Annotated in this window: 13 protein-coding genes; 3 read left to right on the top strand and 10 right to left on the bottom strand. The window is 54.5% G+C overall.

The annotated features are described in order from the left end of the window. Positions 1–13: 13 nt before the first annotated feature. The 3 genes from JNE38_RS23650 to JNE38_RS23660 form a co-directional block, all read right to left on the bottom strand. Positions 14–1,441: an aldehyde dehydrogenase family protein gene (locus tag JNE38_RS23650; protein ID WP_203357718.1), complete on the bottom strand. Its 1,428-nt coding sequence runs from the start codon at positions 1,439–1,441 to the stop codon at positions 14–16. A 430-nt stretch (positions 1,442–1,871) separates the two neighbouring features. Further along, entirely contained in the window at positions 1,872–3,218 is a 1,347-nt protein-coding gene (gene gabT, locus JNE38_RS23655) for a 4-aminobutyrate--2-oxoglutarate transaminase (RefSeq protein ID WP_203353554.1), read from the bottom strand. Between the two features lie 67 nt (positions 3,219–3,285). Beyond that, positions 3,286–4,560, bottom strand: a complete 1,275-nt coding sequence (locus JNE38_RS23660; RefSeq protein ID WP_203353555.1) for a Glu/Leu/Phe/Val family dehydrogenase — start codon at positions 4,558–4,560, stop codon at positions 3,286–3,288. Between the two features lie 421 nt (positions 4,561–4,981). On the opposite strand from JNE38_RS23660, the gene JNE38_RS23665 reads away from it, so the two are divergent. The 3 genes from JNE38_RS23665 to JNE38_RS23675 all read left to right on the top strand — a co-directional run bounded on the left by JNE38_RS23665 (position 4,982) and on the right by JNE38_RS23675 (position 7,135). Next, on the top strand, positions 4,982–6,340 hold the full coding sequence (locus JNE38_RS23665) for an APC family permease (protein ID WP_203353556.1): 1,359 nt from the start codon (positions 4,982–4,984) through the stop codon (positions 6,338–6,340). Positions 6,341–6,565: 225 nt separating this feature from the next. Beyond that, on the top strand, positions 6,566–6,859 hold the full coding sequence (locus JNE38_RS23670) for an SAV0927 family protein (RefSeq protein ID WP_203353557.1): 294 nt from the start codon (positions 6,566–6,568) through the stop codon (positions 6,857–6,859). Positions 6,860–6,877: 18 nt separating this feature from the next. After that, entirely contained in the window at positions 6,878–7,135 is a 258-nt protein-coding gene (locus tag JNE38_RS23675; protein ID WP_203353558.1) for a biotin/lipoyl attachment domain-containing protein, read from the top strand. A gap of 86 nt (positions 7,136–7,221) precedes the next feature. Here JNE38_RS23675 and JNE38_RS23680 read toward each other — a convergent pair whose 3' ends face one another. The 7 genes from JNE38_RS23680 to JNE38_RS23710 all read right to left on the bottom strand — a co-directional run bounded on the left by JNE38_RS23680 (position 7,222) and on the right by JNE38_RS23710 (position 16,706). Then, a complete protein-coding gene (locus JNE38_RS23680) occupies positions 7,222–7,677 on the bottom strand; it encodes a GNAT family N-acetyltransferase (RefSeq protein ID WP_203353559.1) in 456 nt (151 codons plus the stop codon). Between the two features lie 159 nt (positions 7,678–7,836). Further along, positions 7,837–8,562, bottom strand: a complete 726-nt coding sequence (locus JNE38_RS23685) for a PIG-L deacetylase family protein (protein ID WP_203353560.1) — start codon at positions 8,560–8,562, stop codon at positions 7,837–7,839. Positions 8,563–8,574: 12 nt separating this feature from the next. Further along, positions 8,575–9,582, bottom strand: a complete 1,008-nt coding sequence (locus JNE38_RS23690; RefSeq protein ID WP_203353561.1) for an N-acetylglucosamine kinase — start codon at positions 9,580–9,582, stop codon at positions 8,575–8,577. Beyond that, the gene (gene argH, locus JNE38_RS23695) at positions 9,582–11,090 is read right to left on the bottom strand and encodes an argininosuccinate lyase (protein ID WP_203353562.1); all 1,509 of its coding nucleotides are present in this window, start codon (positions 11,088–11,090) and stop codon (positions 9,582–9,584) included. The genes JNE38_RS23690 and argH overlap by 1 nt, the downstream gene beginning before the upstream one ends. Positions 11,091–11,199: 109 nt before the next feature. Beyond that, complete coding sequence (locus tag JNE38_RS23700) at positions 11,200–13,731, bottom strand: NEW3 domain-containing protein (RefSeq protein WP_203353563.1); 2,532 nt, start codon at positions 13,729–13,731, stop codon at positions 11,200–11,202. A 156-nt stretch (positions 13,732–13,887) separates the two neighbouring features. After that, positions 13,888–15,615 carry an ABC transporter permease gene (locus JNE38_RS23705; RefSeq protein WP_203353564.1) on the bottom strand — a complete coding sequence of 576 codons (1,728 nt, stop codon included), beginning with the start codon at positions 15,613–15,615 and terminating at the stop codon, positions 13,888–13,890. Between the two features lie 14 nt (positions 15,616–15,629). Next, positions 15,630–16,706 (bottom strand): ABC transporter ATP-binding protein, encoded by a 1,077-nt coding sequence (locus JNE38_RS23710; protein WP_203353565.1) that lies wholly within the window; start codon positions 16,704–16,706, stop codon positions 15,630–15,632. Positions 16,707–16,759: the final 53 nt, after the last annotated feature.

Consider the following 16,759-nt stretch of genomic DNA (forward strand, 5'->3'; position numbering starts at 1 on the left):
TCCGGTTTCCTTTTTAATTGCGGTTGAACACCACCAATTTCATCTCGGTCATTTCTTCAACCGCGTATTTGAGCCCTTCCCGCCCTGTTCCGCTTTCCTTCACACCGCCGTAGGGCATGTGATCGACGCGGAACGTCGGGATATCATTGATCATGACGCCGCCTACATGCAGCTTTTCCGCTGCCATGAGCGCCGTGTGAATATTTTCCGTGTAGATTCCCGCCTGCAGTCCGTAGCGCGAGTCATTGACCAGCGCAATGCCTTCCTCGACTGATGCGATCTTGTTGATCAGTACGATCGGCGCGAAAACCTCCTGGCAGGATACCTTGAGGGCAGGATCTGCCTCGAGCAATACGGTCGGCAGCAGTGCATGGCCCTCCGCTTTGCCTCCGGTAATGACCCGCGCTCCCCTCTGCTTCGCTTCTTCAATCCAGGCCAGGGTGCGATCCACATCCGCCGGGGAGATCAGGGCAGACACATCCGTTTTCGGATCGAGCGGATCGCCCACTACCAGACGATTTGTCGCCCCCATGAATGCTTTTGCAAATTCCTCATACAGATCCTCGTGCACATATACGCGCTGGAGGGAAATGCAGACCTGCCCCTGGAAGGCAAAAGCGCCTTGCACACAGCGGGCGATGATTTTGGAGATATCGACTCCCTTGTCGATGATGACAGCGGCGTTGGAGCCCAGTTCCAGCGTGACCCGCTTCAGCCCTGCCTTGTTGCGGATGCCGATTCCTACTCCAGGGCTTCCCGTAAAGGTCACCATCTGTACGCGTTCATCCGTGACGATCAGGTCACCGACGACGCGGCCGCTTCCCGTCACGACGTTCAGTGCTCCTGCTGGCAGTCCTGCCTCCTGCAGCAGCTCCGCCAAAAAATACGCAGAGAGAGGCGTCTGGGCAGCCGGCTTCAAGACGACGGTATTGCCGGACGCGATAGCCGGACCTACCTTGTGTGCGACCAGATTCATCGGGAAGTTGAACGGCGTGATGGCCCCGATGACGCCGAGAGGTTCCCGAACGGTGTACGCCACGCGATTTTCCCCTCCTGGCGCTGCGTCGAGCGGCAGCGTCTCCCCGTGAATCCGCTTTGCCTCTTCGGCTGCGAACTTGTAGGTTTGGATCGTCCGGGCCACTTCTCCCTTTGCCGTTGTAATCGGCTTCGCTGCCTCCAGCGCGATGATACGCGCAGCTTCTTCGGCACGCGCTTCCATCAGCGACGCGAGCTTTTCCAAAATCGCCGCACGCGCATGCGCCGGGAGCGATCTCATCTTGTCTCTCGCCTGATAGGCTGCTTCGATCGCCGCGTCCACTTCCTCTTTTGTTGCCGCCGGGATTTGCGCGATGGCTTCCCCGCTGTAAGGAGAGGTCAGTGTCACGTACTCAGTTGCTTCCACCCATTCACCGTTGATAAACAAACTCTTTTTATTCATCATGATCACCTTGTTTTTTTGAATGTAGGATTCTCGTCCCAAGCTCAACCTTTGCAAAAAGAGTGCCTCACGCCGAATGGGCGCTGCATCGGCACCAGGATCATGGAGAGCAGGACGGCGATTAAAAACAGCTTGTTTTGCATGCTCCCTTGCCCCTTCCTATTGGCAGGCATTCCCGCCCCTGTTTATTCATTATTGCAAAAGTTATGCCAATATTAAATGCAGAAGTTATTCGGAAACAAGGGACGTATTTATTATGCATTTTTTCATTGTTTATTCATTTTTGCATAATCAGCCCACTAGAAAACTTGGCTTGGCCAATCTTTGGGCGTAGCTTAGTTGCACTTGTACTGGATAAGAATCTAATTCATTCTTATCTGTAAAAGAACAGGAGCAGCCAATGTGGCAGCCCCTGTTTCTCTTCCTTTTCCGGTTACGCCAATTCTGCGAAGACTTCTTCGATAATGTCCAACGCTTCTGCCAGCTGTGCATCGGTGATGACGAGCGGCGAGAGGATGCGAATCACGTTTTTGAAAATGCCGGCGCTGAGTGTGACCACGCCGCGGCGATTGCACTCTGCCACAATCTTGGCGGTCAGCTCGTCAGCGGGTGCCTTGCTTTCCCGATCCAGCACGAGCTCGACCGCGACCATCGCTCCCAATCCGCGTACATCGCCGATGACCGCATGTTTTTGTTGCATCGCCTGAAACCGGGAGATGACAGTCTCACCGATCTGGTTTGCCTTTTGCAGCAGGTTTTCCTCTTCCATCATTTCAATCACTTTCAATGCAGCCACGCATCCGAGGGGGCTACCTCCGTACGTTCCCCCGATCTGGCCTGGCTCAGGGGCATCCATGACCTCAGCGCGTCCCGTCACGGCACTGATTGGCAGCCCGGCCGCGATCGATTTGGACATGGTCATCAGATCAGGTACCACGTCAAAATGCTCCATGGCAAACAACTTGCCCGTACGTCCAAAGCCTGTCTGAATCTCGTCTGCGATGAACAGGATGCCATGCTTTTCGCAAATGGCTTTTACGCCCTGTACGAACGTTTTGGAAGGGACGACGAATCCACCCTCGCCTTGCACTGGTTCCATGATGATCGCCGCCACCTCTTCCGCTGCGACTTCTACGAGGAAGAACTCCTCCAGCTTCTTCAGGAGCTCCTGATCGAGCACCTCTGGCGTCATCCCTTGCGGAGCACGGTAGTAGTACGGATACTGCATTTTGTACACATCTGGAGCAAATGGGCCAAAGCCGTATTTGTACGGCTTCACCTTGCTGGTCAGCGACATCCCGAGGAGTGTGCGCCCATGGAATCCGCGCTCAAAGGAAATGACCGCCTTGCGTCCCGTGTATTTGCGGGCGATCTTGATCGCATTTTCGACCGCCTCTGCCCCGCTGTTCAGGAAAAAGGTCTTCTTGGCGTGCGTACCCGGCGTGATTTGATTCAGCTTTTCTGCCAGTTCCACGTACGGCTCATACATCATGACGTGGAAGCAAGGGTGGATGTATTTGTCCAGCTGTTCTTTCAGCGCCTCTACCACTTTCGGTGGGCAATGCCCTGCATTCAGCGTGCCGATGGCCCCTGCGAAATCGATGAACGTATTTCCGTCCACGTCCGTCAAGAGCGCTCCTTCACCCTTCACAGCAAACGTGGGTACGGTCGTAAACGGACCGCGGGGGACATGCTGCTCTTTTTTGTCCAGCAAGCCCTTTGCTTTTGGCCCAGGGATTGGTGTTTGGATGTTTACATAGCTTCTGGTCGTGCTGCTCACTTGAATCTCCTCCTCATCCTTCGTTCCGCTTCTTCCTATCTGCAAAAAGCATGCCACCTCAGAGCCGTCAATTCACCCAGCCCCGCACGCGCGACGCCTCAGCGAGCCGCTTCACTGCCACCAGATAGACTGCCTTGCGCATGTCTACCTGATAGTGGACCATGGTATCGTACGCCTTTCGGAAGCTTGCCTCCATTTTTTCCCGCAGCAATTTGTCCACGGTCTCCTCATCCCAGTAAAAGCCCTGATTGTTCTGCACCCATTCAAAGTACGAGACTATGACCCCTCCCGAGTTGGCCAGGATGTCGGGAACCACGGTGATGTCCCGCTTCTGCAGGATGGCCTCTGCCTCGGCTGTGGTCGGTCCGTTTGCGGCCTCGATCACGATTTTGCACTGCAGCCGTTCGGCATTTTCAGCGGTGATGACGCCACCGAGAGCGGCGGGAATCAGGATGTCGCAAGGCTGCTCGAGCAATTCCCGGTTGGTGATTGTCTTCTCGAACAGATGGGAAACCGTGCCGAACGAATCGCGGCGCTCCATCATGTGCGGGATGTCCAAGCCGTTCTCGTCGAAGATCGCTCCGTTTGCGTCGCCGATTCCCACGATCTTGGCTCCTTGGGCGTGCAGGAAATGGGCCAGATAGCTGCCCACATTGCCGAAGCCTTGTATGATCACACGCGCTTGCCCGACTTCGATTCCCTTCATGCGGCTGATCAGATTGAAGATATGGTAAAGCCCTTTGGATGTGGCTGTCTCTCTTCCGACCGACCCTCCCAGCGCAAGCGGTTTGCCCGTGATGAAGCCCGGCGATTCAAACTCGCGGATCTCGCTGTATTCATCCATCATCCAGGCCATGATTTGCGGATTGGTGAATACATCGGGAGCGGGAATATCCTTGGTTGGCCCCACAATCTGGCTGACCGCCCGCACGTATCCCCGGCTCAAGCGCTCCAATTCATTCATGCTCATTTGACGCGGATCGCAAATGACGCCGCCTTTTCCTCCTCCGTAGGGGAGCTCGGCGATTCCGCACTTGAGACTCATCCAGCCAGCCAGCGCTTTCACTTCGTCTGCTGTCACCTCCGGATGGAACCGGATGCCTCCCTTGGTCGGGCCCACCGCATCGTTGTGCTGCGCACGGAAGCCTGTGAACACCTCCGTTTTCCCATTGTCCATCCGAACGGGTATCCGCACGGTGAAAAAGCGAAGCGGCTCCGCGAGCAGCTCATAGACCGACTCTGAGTAATGCAGCAGCTCGCATGCTTCCCGCAAATGCAGCTGAAACTCCTTCAGCGGATGATTTTCTTCTGTCTGTATGATTTCTTTGGCTTGCACCGACATGTTAACACCTCATGATTCATTATTTTGATGCCTCGCCTTAGCCCTCATAGCAAGTCATATGCCAAACCGTTCGCTCTGGCCGATTCTTTCGTCCGGATGACGGCTGCTTATTCATTGCTGGGTAAGCTATGCTTTTTTGCATAAAGACTGGTCCCTATGTGCGCTACTCTACTGTCTCGAAAACTCGCAGACAGTGTTCGGGAACGTTTGGCACATCTTTTGCTAGACGAGGAGGCTGCAGCATATTTCAGCAAAGGAGGCTTGTACCCCATGATGGTCTGCTTTACACTTATTGAAACTCGCAGCCGTGCAGCTGGAGGAATGGCTCGATTGCGACTCTACTCCCTCTATAAATGACTGAATTTTTTTTATTGAAAGTCTTCGAATACGCTTACAATCTATCATGCGAAGGGGTTTGATCATGTACAGATCCGCGGAACCAGAGAAAATGCCTACATTAAAAAGAAGCTTGAAGCTGTGGCACGTCATCGTGCTCGGCTTGGGATATTTGACGCCTCTCACCGTTTTTGATACGTATGGGATCGTCACGCAGGAAACGAGCGGCCATGTTCCGACCGCTTATTTGCTCGCACTCGCTGCCATGCTGTTTACGGCTGCCAGCTACGGAAGCATGGTCAAGGAATTTCCGGTAGCGGGCTCCGCCTACTCCTACGCCCGCCAAACGCTCAACCCTCACTTTGGTTTTCTCGTCGGCTGGGTGTCGCTCCTGGATTACGTCTTTTTGCCCATCATCAATGTGCTGCTGGGGACAATCTACCTTTCCGCCGCCTTTCCAAACGTCCCTTCCTGGATCCTCGGCCTGCTGCTCGCCGCGGTCACCACAGGCGTCAATCTGCGCGGCATCAAATCGACGGCCAATTTCAATACGCTGCTCGTCATTTTTCAAGTATTGGTTGTCGGGATCTTCACGGTGTTGGCCATTCAGCATCTGACCGGGACAACCCCAAGCGGCAACGCCTTTCCGGTCACACCGTTTTACGGAGAAGGAATGACTTTCCCTACGCTCATGGCAGGCGCTGCGATTCTGTGTTTCTCGTTTCTGGGCTTTGATGCCGTCACGACCTACACGGAAGAAGCGATAAATCCGATGAAGACCATTCCCCGTGGCATTTTTCTCGTCGCCCTGATCGGCGGCGTCATCTTCATCATTGCTTCTTATTTCACCCAACTGGCTTTTCCGTCCGTTGCGCAGTTCCAAAATCAGGACTCCCCTTCACCGGAGATGTCCATGATCCTTGGCGGGGACTTGTTCCATTCCATATTCGTCGCTGGAAGCATCACGGCCGCGCTCGCTTCGGGGATTGCCTCCCACGCGAGTGCATCCCGCTTGCTGTTCGCCATGGGACGGGAAAACGTGCTGCCCAAAAAGCTGTTCGGCAATCTGCATCCCGTCAAAGGCATTCCCGTCGGCAATGTCCTCTTCATCGGGGCCGTCTCTTTGTCTTCCCTCTTTCTGGATCTGGAGACAGCGCTCGCGTTCATTAATTTTGGCGCGTTGACCGCATTTACTGCCGTCAATCTGTCGGTCTTTGCCCATTACTACATCCGCAAAAAACAGCGTTCGGCCAAAGACACCTTCAAATATTTGATTTCTCCGTTGATTGGGGCCAGCTTCGTCGCCTTCCTCTGGATAAATCTCGACAGCCACGCCCTGACACTCGGGATTGTCTGGACCTTGATCGGCATCGGCTATTTGCTGTTCACCACCAAAGCATTCCGCAAAAGCCCTCCGGTGATCGACTTTGAGGAATCCATCTGATCCATAGGTAAAAAGAGCACTCAACAGCCTGCCTCGGGCCATCGAGTGCTCTTTTTGATTCCAGTGCTATGCAAAAACCGTTCGTTTATTCATTTTTGCATACGCCGGGACGTCTCCCTAGCGAAGAAACTGCCGGTTCCGCGTGCACGAGCAGCTGGCATCGTTTTTGCAACCATTCTCCGATAAGATCGGGATCACAAAATCTATCACGCTGAGGTGACGACCATGTCTTTTGACTATCTGTACGATCAATCGGAGACCATGCTTTCCCGCTATGTGGCGTTTACGACAGACCACAACCGCTATGACCTGGGCCTGTTCTACTCCCAACACTTTGACGGAAAGAGCTTTGTCCTTTCTTTGCAAAATATGCAGTCCGTTCTGATCTCCTCCGATGACATCGCCTTTGACCATGGCTGGATCGACAAGCTGGCCGTCCGAGCGGAAGACGTGGAGGTCGTATCCAGCTTCCTGAAAAAGACGCTCTCTTCCCTATTTAACAACCACGATCTGGATTGAGTGAAAGGAGCTGGATTGATGAAAGTCACATTCGATATCGTGAGCAACTGTCACGGGGTGGTGGAAAGCCTGCTGCTGGAGGAAGGCTCGTATGTCTGCGAGCGCGAGGCTCTCTGTCTGGTGAAGACGAGCGGAGGGAGACTGGTGGAGGTGCCCGCCACGTTCAGCGGATATCTCTGCGGCTATCATGTGAGGATAGGAGATCGGGTCGGGCGGGAAATATGCGTTGCTTCGCTGTCCGAGGATGCCCGGGAGCTCTGTGCCAGCAGCGATTGAAAAGGAGCACCTTTCCGCGACCGAAGTAAAAAGAGGGACGCCTGCGCCGTGCACGGGTCCCTCTTCTTTGTTATCGCAAGTTTTTCTTACTTGATTTCATAGTTCAGCCAAACTGCTTTTTGAGCTCCACATTTGTCGTATAAAGACTGTGCAGCTGCATTATCATGAGCCGTTTCCCAGATCATGTGGGAATAATCATTTTCCCTGATGTGATTGATGCAGGTCTGCAGAAGTCCTTCCCCAATTTTTTGCCCTCTTTCATCTGGGGATACGTATAAATCATAGAGAATCGCCATTCGTTTGGCTTCCAAGGTATTGAACGTAAAGTAGAGAGTGGAAAATCCAACGAGCTGATTCGGTTCTTTTACTGCCACAATCTGGATTCCTTCATAGGGATGCTGGAGCAAGCGCTCAACAATTTTTCTGAGATCCTCTTCACTAGGGCGGGGACATTTGTAGAAGTCGACGATGTACCGATACAGCAATTCAAGAAGCTGTGTGACATCCTCTGCAGCAGCTGGCCGAATATGGATCGCTCCCATTTTGATATCGCCTCCAAATTTTATGGAAATCATCATTTGGAGTTGCAATTCCGGTTCCAGAACATAACAGTCACCAAGAATTCAGGCCTTACAAGATAATGGCCATTGTGAAACCGGGTTCCCCCATAGGTTTCGCAATGGCCATTCGTCACAGTTCAATCACCGGGATCCCGTTCGTCGCGGGTTCAGCTCGACTGGCTTCCCCTTGGAACGAACGAGGGTGTAATATTCATAGCAGCCGATGACGCCAAAATCCCCTTCGATGACCCCAGGATAGGCGCGATTCACCGAATAGACCTGGCTTTGGTGCGCCCGCAATGCTTCTCCCTTTTGCAGTCGGAATCTCGTGATGTCCACCTTTCCAGTAATCGGTACAGCCGGGTTCGGGCCTTTGTCTGGGCAGTGATCGTAATAATGGGGGATGGACACGTAATACAGATCCGGATAATCGTCCGTGGACATTTCGAGCTCTGCCAGCTCTACCGCACGGGTCGTCGCTTTGCAGGTTACAATGTGATCGGGATGTCCCGTCACTCCATCCGGCGGAAAGGTCACGACAACGTCAGGCTGCCAATCCGTGATCGCCTCGCGGATCCTTCCCACCAGCTCATCAAAATCAGCCTCCGCCAGGGATCCGTCCGGGTAGCGAAACAAATCCAGTCGGGAAATTCCCAAGACCTCGGCAGCTTTACCCAGCTCCTGCTCCCGGTGACGAGCCAGCTTTTCACGGCAATCGATTGAATACGGGCCAGTGCGTCCGCCGCAACCCGACGTCACGCAGATCAGGCACGTCATCTGATTCGCCTCTTTGCACTTCGCCAGTGTGCCGCCGCAAGCAAATGATTCATCGTCAGGGTGGGGAAACACTACCATCACTTTTTTCATAAGGCACCTCTTTTACTGTCCGGATTGGCTGTCCAGATACGCCAACCCTTTTGCAATGACACCGTAGATGGGATCGTTCTGCGCATTTTCGATAACGACGTGGGAGGCGTAGCCGTTCACTCGCTCGACCACGATTTTTCTCACCCGATCGTCATTTTGCAGAACGCCTCCCTGCAAAATCATATGGAAAGGCTTGTTTTTCATTTGCAAGCGTTCGATCACGGCACGGGCGGCCAGGGCCAGCTCCTCTCCCGCCGTCTCCAGGATCTGCAGCGCAACAAGGTCTCCCTGGTCTGCTGCCTGACTGACGAGCACAGACAGCTCGCCAACTTTGTCCACCGAATAGTGAGGGCTGTACGTCCAATTAAACAGTTCGTCCACTCTGGCCAGATCGATGAAAGGAAGGAGCCTCTCTTTCAGAACGGTAGGCTCTCCTCTCCCATCCTCGGCTTTGAGTACGGCTGTGATCGCCTTTTTTCCAATCCAGTAGCCGCTGCCTTCGTCACCTACCCGATGGCCCCAGCCGCCTGAGCGCGCCGTTTCCCCGGCTTCATTCACCCCGAACGCAATGGACCCCGTACCTGCGATGACCAGTATTCCTGGCTTGCCTCCGGTGGCACCGAGCAAGGCTGCAAAACCGTCGTTCTCGATAATTAAATGACGGACGCGAATGTGTAACTGTTGCAGGACGCCATGAACCATTTTGGTGATGACCTCGCGATCGTGCTCCGTATCCAGGCCAGCGATGCCAAAAACCGCACACTCCACTTCCCATTGGGTGACCTTTGTCCCCTCATGACCGAGGAGCAGCGTCAGATTGTTTCGCGTCAGGGCATCCTCCAGCGACTGGGATATGGCTTGCATCAGCTCACGGGAAGCAGCTTCCTCCCCGATCCCTTGATAGTTGCAAGAGCCAGAGCGTCCTGTGCCGACTTCCTGTCTGGAACGGTCCACCAGCACGGCCAAGCACTTGGTGCCTCCTCCGTCCACTGCGAGGAGAGGAATCCGCACAGCTGCCATTACCCCACACTCCAATCAGCTATTCTCTGATCCAGCTCTTTCCACATTTGCGCACGGCCCTGCTTCTCCTGTTCGAGCCATTTCGCATCTGACTGCAAGGAAGTGGTGCGCACTTCGATCATTCGTTTGATCTCCTCGGCATTGGGGCCGCCCGGCAGCTTGCGGATCTTGACGAAATGAACCGGGTCCAGCGCGAGACTCAGCTCTTCTGCTGTCATCACCAAGTCTTTTCCGATCACTTCTCGAGCTGCGCGATTCACGAGGTCCAGACTGATCTGGTCTGCCCGCAGCCCCTCTGCCATCGCTTCCTTTACTACCCGGCTCACAATATGATGCGAGTTTCTAAATGACAGACGATCCGTCCGAACAATCGTATCCGCAAGCTCTGTGACCGTCGCAAAGCTTCCTTTGGCTCGCTCCAGCAGCCCTTCCTTGTTTACCTCCATCGTGCCGATGACGCAGGCCATCAGACGATACATCTGCTCGAGCACGGACAGGCTCTTCCACACGTACGGCTGCATGTCATCCTCGGTGTCCACGATGTCGCCGAATGGCGTGTTATGCATCATGGTCAGTACGGCAGCAGCATTGCCCGCGCTGCTCGACAATAGGGAGCGCATGTGCTCAAAGGAAACCGGATTGCGCTTTTGCGGCATGATCGAGCTGATTTGGACATACGGACTTGCAACCTTCAGCACGGCGAATTCCTGCGTGCACCACTGGAGCATATCCTGCACGGTCCGTCCCAGATTGATGGCTGCGAGCTGCACCGCTGTAGCTGCCTCACCCAAATAGTCCGCCCCGCATACCGCATCGTAGGAATTTTCCACCAGTTCATCAAACCCTAGCAATTCTTTCATTCTATCGCGGCTGATGGCAAAGCCGGACGTCGTCAATGCCGCTGCCCCCATCGGACTGCGATTGCATGTGCGATAGGCATTCAGGAGGCGCTGGATGTCACGGCTGAGCAAATCGACTACTGCCATGATGTAATGAGCCATCGTCGTCGGCTGCGCCTGCTGCGTATGGGTGTAACCAATCATGACGGTCTCCGCGTGTTCTTGTGCAAAAAGGAGCAAATGCTCTTTCAGATAGAGCGCAGAACCCAGCGTCACCAGCAGCTTGTCACGCAGCACCATGCGGTAAATGGCGATTCCCATGTCATTGCGGCTGCGTGCGAGGTGCAGATTGCCTGCCACATCTGGGGCCAATTCCAGCAGACGGCTCTCTACCTGAAAGAACAAATCTTCAAACTGCCCGGTATAGGCGGAGCGGCGCAGCTCTTCCATCTCAATGCCTACGAGGGAGCGAGCGATTGCCTTCGCCTCGTCTTCCGTGAGTAGCTCCTGTTCGCGCAGCATGATCAAATGAGCCTTGTTGATGGCCATCATCGGCCCTAGGAGATGATTTTTTGCCTCGTTAAAAGCAGGCTCGAGGACTGCCTCCACATAGGTCTTTCCCGGGAAACGTTCTCCCTCCTGCTGAAAAATGCGTTCTCTGAAATCCATCGTCTTGCATCTCCTTTTCTGCCCATTCATTTGCGACTCTCTACGTATGAAGTCCACGAAGGGAAAGAGGCGGCAACTCCACTGCCCCTCTCCCCCGTGGTGAAATGTCTTACTGGTGGAGACTCACCATGTTGACAAACATCCGGATCGCTCCAGGAACCAAAGCTGGGATTTCGCGGTACCAGACGAGCGAGCTGTAGGTGTAGGTTCCTTTGCCATACTTGGCAGAAAGGAACGTGCCGGTAAACTCTTTTTCGCCAGCGTCGCCATTGGAAATCAGCTCGGTGTACTCATCCCCCCACTGGGCAGGGTTGTAAGCCGAGCGGTCCTGGATCCAGTTGTTCCAGTCTTGCTCCGTAATCTTGTTTGGCGTGTTGAAAATCGGATGATCCGGCGCCAGCATCGTCACTTTGGAATTTTCATCGGTTACCCGCCACTGAATCAGCGGTTCCCCGATTTTGATCGGATACGGTGCGAGCTCAGGCTTCCACTTGTCTTCCGGCTTGTGGTACTGGACGACCAGATTTCCGCCGTTCTCTACATACTTCATCAATCGTGCGTTGCTCGGAATCAGCTCTGGACGGAATCCGTATGCGCGGATGCCCAGAACAATGGTGTCGTATTGGCTCAGATCGCCCGACTCAATTTCCTTCGCCGTCAGATTGGTCACTTGCACACCCAGCTGCTGCAAGTATTGATCGATGTTGTCAAAACCGCTGGATACATAGCCGACCTTGAGTCCTTCAGGAACTTTTAGGTCAAACGCCTGAATGGACAGCTCTGCCGGCTGGACGAAATACGTCGTGCCGATGTGTGCATAACGGATGACCTGCGCCCCATCTCTGCTTTCTTTTCCTCCGCCGGTTGCAACAGCTGTTACCTTGTACGAATCCGGCTTGACGGAAGATGCAGCCTTTACAGTGAACGCCACGGATTTGGTTTCCCCTTTTGCAGCGAAATCAAGCGGCGCCGCCTTTGGCTCTACCGTCCATCCCTTTGGCACTTCGAGGGCAATATTCGCCTGGGCTGCACCAGGGTTGTAGTTTTTCACGGTTACCTTGACAGGGATAGGGTCCTCTGGCTTCAAGGTATTCAATACGGTCGCATTTGGACTGAGCGTCATCGCAAATGCGGGCAGCACGGCGACGGCATCGGTCGGCACGGCGTGACTGGAAGCTGTCGAGCCCGAGAAGCTGTAGGACACATCTGCCGTTAAAGCTGGTGCCGCATACGGCTGGAACAGAGCGGCATCAGCTGGTACCGTCACGCTGTACGTCGTCTTTACCGTCTGATTGTATCCGAGCTGGTTAAAGCTGGTCGTCCCCTCTGGGGTTGCCTTCCAGCCCTTTGGCACATTCAGCTTCAGGTTCACATTGCCCAGCTTGACCTGACCGCCGTTGTAAGCCGTCACCGTCACTTTTGTCGTTTGTCCGGCGACCAGCTCGCCCGTCTCCGGCTTCACTTTGGTCACGAGCGACAACGCTTCGGCACTGGCTTTGTTCAGCTGAGCGGCTTTGACGTCCAGCCGGTGAAGCAAATCGGTCTTGGTGTCCGCGGACAGCTTGGATGCCTGCACATCCGCTGTCGCCCTCCGGACGTCCGCGATCATGTCGTGCACTTCTTTGGCCACATTGCCAAAGTGCGGATAGGCAGCGATGACCTCATCGGCATCTTTTTGCAGCTTTTGCAAATCGCCGGCGATTTTGCCTCCACCGGATTGACCCGCTACTTCTTTGGCCAAATCGGTAAACGTATAAGCGATTCCATCGAAAAAGTCCGTTTCCTTGCTTTTGCCCGATGCGACAGACTGGTCGAGCTTGTAATAACTGTAGCTCGGCCCTTCATCGTAATGGCGCCCCATCCCCTGGCTCTTGTGCATGAACCGGGATTCTTCGCCGAGCTGCACGTACGATGCGCCGTAGATTTCATCGTAGGAGCCGACCGGGACGCTCACTGTATAATCATTTTCTTTTGCCGGCAGATACAGCTTCTTCACCTGCCATGGCGTGATGCCTTCCTTCAATTGTTCGGGGAAGACTGTCGGGTCTGCGGCGTCTTTGTATGCGCGCACCGTGATGACATTGATAGCCCGATGATGGCCATGTGTAGACGGCTCATTCAGAAATGCGGGAATCACCACATCTGGCCGCAGCGTGCGGATTTTGCGGATCAGCCGTTCATACGCGACGTCTTCTCCCCATTTTTCCAGAGTCTCGTCCGGACTTTTGGAAAAACCGAAGTCGAAGATCGGGTCGTTGATTTTCTCGCTGAGATTCTCCAGATGGATGTTCGTGATTTTGGAAGCTTCCTGCAGTTCGCGCGTGCGGATGATGCCGAGCGCGTTGCCCAGCTCGCTGCCGATCTCGTTTTGGCCACCTTCGCCCCGATTGGCAATGATACTGGACGTGTCCACACCTTTTCCCAGAGACAAATAGGCGAGCGTCGCACTGTGCTCGTCATCCGGATGGGCGCCGGTGTTCATGGCACTGGCGATCGTGGTCAGCGGTTTGATCGCTTTCCAGAGATCGACAATCCCCCGGTCGGCATGGGCTGTCTGGGGCGCAAGCGGCAATACCAGACTGCCTACGAGCGCCGCCGCTGTCGTGAGAGTGTACAGCTTGGCAAGTTTCCCCTTTCTCAATGAACCTTCCTCCATTCCCTACTCAGATTGATGTCTATATCAATCACGGCATCCCCTGCTAGTATTTCCTGCTGCCGCCATGGATTGACCCACGGAAGAAGTGCGCGTTGCAGGCGATGGCTCCGCCCCCGGGCGAACCATCGTCTCTGCATGTGGCTACACGGCCGTACCTGCCTTGTCGCCGCCCAGCTTTCTGGAAATGAAGAGCACCACAATGATGACGATAATCTGAAGCACACCGTACGCGCACGCTGTTCCAAACTCGAAATTGTACATGCGCTGGAAGACGGCTACGGACAGCGGAGTCGTACTCGGTGTAAAGATGAGGATGGAAGCGACAAATTCACCGATACACTGGACAAATGCCAGGAGCGTCCCTGCGAGAATCCCCCCCAGCGCCATCGGGAAGACCACCCTCCGGAAGCTGTACCACCAGGAAGCGCCCAGATTGCGTGCTGCCTCTTCTACAGATGGGTCCATTTGCATCAGGGTCGCAGAAGTGGAGCGGAACACCAGCGGCAGATGCCGGACAAAATAAGCCAGCGGGATGATCCAGAAAGTCCCGATCAGTACCTGTCCAAAGCTGAAGGCCGTAGGTTCGCTGAAAGCGGCAATCAGGTTGACGGCAACGACCGTTCCCGGCAAGGCCCAAGGCAGCATGATCAGCACGTCCAGCAGTGTTTTACCGCGGAATTTGAGCCGGACCATGGAATAGGCCGCCGCCACCCCGAACAGGACGATACCGATACAAGCGATCGCAGATAGCTGCAAGCTGTTCATGATCGGACGCCAGGTTTTGCTGTCTGTAAACAAGTCCAGATAATGATCAAGCGTGTACGCAGGAGGCAATATTTGCACCGTCCAGGTACCGTCGACAGAGAAAGAAATCAGTACCAGCACGAGAATTGGCAGCATCAGAATGATCGTGCCGATAAAAGACAGCACCATCGCGATGTACCGGACCGCTTTGCTCTTGATCTCCGTACGGTGCACGCTAACCCCTTTGCTCAGGTTCTGGTAGTTGCGCACGCCCTGATACCAACGCATGATCAAAAGAAAGAGAACCGAGACAATCGACAGGATTGTGGACTGCGTCGCGGCCATGTCCAAATCCCCATTGGTTCTGGAAAGGTAAATCTGCATGGTCATCGTCCGGTCGATTCCGAAGATGAGCGGTGCCGTGTAGGATGCCATCGACACCATGAAGACGAGCAAGGATGACGCGACCATCGCCGGTGTCAGCATCGGCAAAATCACGCGTCTCCAGATGGTAAAGCGGTTTGCCCCAAGACTGGCGGCTGCTTCTTCCAAAGAAGGATCGAGCCCTTTAATCGCTGCGGTTGCGGTCATGAAAAAGTAGGTGTACATCGTAAACGTGTGTACGACTACGACACCCCAAAAGCCCTTTAACGAAAATGGAACCTGTGCAAGACCCAGCAGTTCCTTGATCGCCCGTGGAAAAATTCCGCTCTCCCCGTACAGAAAGGTAAAGGAAAGCACGCCAATGAGCGGAGGCAGCGCCATCGGGACGAGTGCGAGGACAGAAAGGATTTTTCTGCCCGGGAATTCGTAGCGCTCCAGCAGAAACGCCATGGTCACGCCAACGATCCCGCAGGAAATCACGCTCAGGATCGAGATGTAAATGCTGGTCCACAGCGCCTCCAGATTGGCTGTATGCTCCAGGCTGAAAAAGCGCGTGTAGTTTTTCCAGGTGATGACATCGTCGATTTTGATGCTCGCAATGAATGTTTCAAACAGCGGATAGATCACATAGGCAAGCAAAATCAAAAAGAGTGGCGAAACGAGCACGTAGACAAAGGAAGGTGAAGCCATGATGGATCTGCGTCTGGTCGCTGCCGGCGCTTGCTGCAATTCTGCTTTCACTCGACTCTCCCTCCTTATCCAGCAAAATAGATGCTCTCTTTCGGTATGTGCAGCCCGATCGTATCTCCACGCTGCTTGACTTGTCTTCCCAGATTGATGGACATGCTGCGCAGCTGCTCATCGCCTACCTGGGTGACGTAATTGACGCATGCTCCCGTGAATTCAGCCAGAACGACAGAACCTGTGACGGTGTTCACTCCTTCAGCCGCAGGGCTTTCCTGCACGGATTCCGGACGAATGGAGAGCGTCACTTTTTCTCCCGCCGCCAGCTTGGCCTGCGGAGATGCGTTCTGCTTGTGGCCGCGCAGGACCTGTCCGGATGAGATCCTCACTTGTACCTCGTCCCCTTCGATGCCGACTACGGTGGCATCCCAGAGATTCGTCTCCCCGATGAAAGAGGCGACAAAGCGGTTAACAGGGCGGTGATAGATTTCGTGCGGCGTGCCGATCTGCTGCACCTCACCGCTCTGCATCACCATGATCCGATCGGACATGGACATCGCTTCCGCCTGATCGTGCGTGACGTAAATGGTCGTGATCCCCAGCTCCAGCTGAAGTCTCTTAATCTCAAAACGGGTCTCTTCCCGAAGCTTTGCATCCAGATTGGACAGCGGCTCATCCAACAGCAGAATCTGCGGCTCGATGACCAGCGCCCTAGCCAATGCAACCCGCTGCTGCTGCCCGCCGGATAGCTGATCGATCCTGCGATCGCCGTACCCTTCCAGCCGCACCAGCTTCATCATCCGCTCCACGCGCTCCTTGGTTTCCGCTTTGGAGACGCTGCGCACCTGCAGGCCAAAGGCGATATTCTCAAAGACGGTCATGTGCGGGAACAAGGCGTAGTTTTGAAAAACCATCCCGGTGTTTCGTTTATGGGGAGGCACGGAAGTAACCTCCTGATTGCCGAAGCGAATCTGCCCAGCTGACGGATAATAAAAGCCCGCGATCATCCGCAGAGTCGTCGTTTTCCCGCAGCCGCTGGGGCCGAGGAAGGTGAAGAACTCGCCCGACTCGATATGGATGTGAACATCTTCCACTCCTTTTGCTGTGCCAAAGCGTTTGTGAACGTGCTCCAGTGTTACGCTGCTCATCCGATTTTGTGTCCTCCTTCGTGGCAAGTCGTGGCAAGCGAGCTAGAAGTGAC

This window comes from Brevibacillus choshinensis, assembly GCF_016811915.1.
GTDB classification, from domain to species: Bacteria; Bacillota; Bacilli; order Brevibacillales; family Brevibacillaceae; genus Brevibacillus; species Brevibacillus choshinensis_A.